Source organism: Arthrobacter sp. (assembly GCF_031179385.1).
In the GTDB taxonomy this organism is placed as follows: Bacteria; Actinomycetota; Actinomycetes; order Actinomycetales; family Micrococcaceae; genus Arthrobacter_D.
In genome coordinates this window covers 1-2,268 of the sequence record NZ_JAPSHV010000218.1, presented here as the reverse complement: position 1 = coordinate 2,268, position 2,268 = coordinate 1, and the positions used below count along the sequence as shown (strand labels likewise).

General features: G+C 66.4%; 2 protein-coding genes. Both read right to left on the bottom strand.

Translation table 11 applies throughout. From position 1 onward, the window contains the following. Positions 1-47: 47 nt before the first annotated feature. The gene (locus RIF85_RS15715; protein ID WP_309072835.1) at positions 48-1,229 is read right to left on the bottom strand and encodes a phosphotransferase; all 1,182 of its coding nucleotides are present in this window, start codon (positions 1,227-1,229) and stop codon (positions 48-50) included. Continuing rightward, positions 1,223-2,268: phosphotransferase (locus RIF85_RS15710; RefSeq protein ID WP_309072834.1), on the bottom strand; the 1,046-nt coding region annotated here is incomplete at its 5' end. The genes RIF85_RS15715 and RIF85_RS15710, both read right to left, overlap by 7 nt.

The following is a 2,268-nucleotide window of genomic DNA, read 5'->3' as shown; positions in this document are numbered from 1 at the left end:
GAATCGGCATGGGCTTGTTACCTGCGGTTCACCTGCCGGCGAAAGCCTCAGGCGGCGGCATCGATGAGTGGCCTTCCGGAGTGGAGGTTCGCCTCGAGGCTGGCGAACCAGTTGCGCGCCGTCGTGCAGTAGGGCGGCCTGAAGGAATAGATACAGGCGAGCCGCAGCGCGGTCGCCGCGGCATAGGCGTTCAGACGTGCCTCTGGAACTTGGAGCGAGTCAGCGACCACGCGAATGTTGTGCTTCCCCACTGTGGCGGCGCCGCTTCCAAGCAGTCCCTGCGCTACCCGGAAGTCCAGATGCACCGACAGGTTCGCCAGATCCAGAGCGGGTTCGGCCACCGTCAAGGTGTCACAGTCAATCACTCCGACAGAACCGGTTTCAGGATCAGCCAGGATCTGTTTGTCATGCAGGTCGCGGTGAGCCACACCGGTGGAGGAGCCCGCGGCCGCCAGCGATCGCGCGACCAGAGCCAACGCGCCGCTGACGCGGTCCTCCGGCAAGTGAAGTGCACCCGTCGACATTGCGAGACTCGTCCAGCGCTTAACTGTGGCAATTTCATCGGTGGCAGTGTAGCTGCCCGAGACGGCTGGTATCACTGCGCCCGCCGCTTCCACAAATGCCGGCCATCGATCCGCCCACAGCTTCCAGGCCTGTCCCCACTGGTTATGTTGCAGAGAGTCGTGTTCGGCTGGGTGGTTGGGTGGGGCGGGGCTGTTGGGTTGCGCTGGGACGCCGGCATCGGCCGACGTATCGGTTGGTCCAACGTCAGAGTTGGGCAGTCTCCGCCCCAGCTCAAACAGGCTCAGACCGGGAACCGCCGTAAGGGTGAGACCGAAATCATCGGAGGCGACGACGTCGGGCACGGCCAATCCGGACGCGGCGAGGCAGGTTGCCGCCGCCCGGTGCGCGTCCGCAACCGAGCGGGCCTTCCCGCCCGCGACGAACTTGCGGTACTGCCCGTCCGTCCGCACAACGGCGCGTCGCTTCAGCCGGTGCACCAACAGTTCACCCGCGGGAGCGTCCGGAGTCAGACCGGGGAGAGAGGCATCGGTGCGGAAAGGCACCAGCAACGTTCGGCCTCGGGCATCGATCCGACCCGCCCGAACCTTACCGCTGCTGCTTTCCCGGCCCTCGATGGTCAGGCTGCCGTCGTGGCGCGGCCAGGCGCGGAGGACCTGCACGTGCTTTCCCTGCTCATCCACAAGCTCGTCGGGAATTATCACCACAACACTTCCTCAATCATTTCGAGGCGGTGTTCCAACTGCGCGTGCCAGTCGGGCGAGCAGGCACGAAAGGGCTCCCTGAGGCGGTTCAGGAGGTAGAAGCAGGTCCACCCCAGCACCTCGGACTCATTCACGGTGGTGGGACCCACGCCGTATCCGTCAAGCAGAGCGGCCGTGCGTGGCAGCGTGAGGATGGTACGGCGGTCGACCTGCTGGGCGCCCAGCGCTTCGACGGCGGCAAAGCTGCCAAGATCAGAGGCGGCCGCACCGTAGGAACACCGCTCGAAATCAATGAGCCGCACACTCTTGCCGTCCACCAGCACCTGATCGGCGGAAAAGTCGCCGTGGATGACGGCAGCCCGGCCGGGCCGCCGCAGCAGCTGCTCCAGTTGAGCCTGCACGCGGGCAAGACGGTCGTGGTTTTCCGGCATCAGTACAGTGTTCTCCCTGACGAGTGAGCGCAACCGTCCGGCAGGGGCACGCCAGGACAGCGTCGCGTGAATCGGCGGTTGCGCGTGCAGCAAGGCGAGCGCCGCCCCCGCCTGACGAGCGGCTTGTTCTCCATCCTCATGCGGGAGGCTGCTGAGGTCCCCGTTGCCGTACCACGGCAGGTACTCCACGTGGCGCCCGGACGGTAACTGCGACGGGAGGTCAGCCGGATCAACGGGAACCAGTACCGGGACTCCGCCCGCTGCGAGCTCGGAGAGCATCCCGCGCGTCACCGACGGCGTGGACGACCCTGCACGGCCGACAAGACGGAGGCCGCCGGAAACCGTCAGCCCGAAGACGACGCGGCGGAAAGGGTTGTATTTCAGCACCTGCACCCGGGGCCAGAGCGGGGAGGGCGCAGCACGGCGGAAAGGCCGAAGAGTTGCATAGAGGCGCGGATCGAGCGGCACGGGGCCGCTCGCCAGCACACCGTCGTCGAGCACGAAGCGCTCCAGATCGAGGTTGTGCGTCAGCGCGCGCCGGAAAGTCTTCTCCAGTTTCACCGACGTGTCCGTCGCGTAGAGGGCAAGCCAGCGGACGCCGTCGTCGTCGT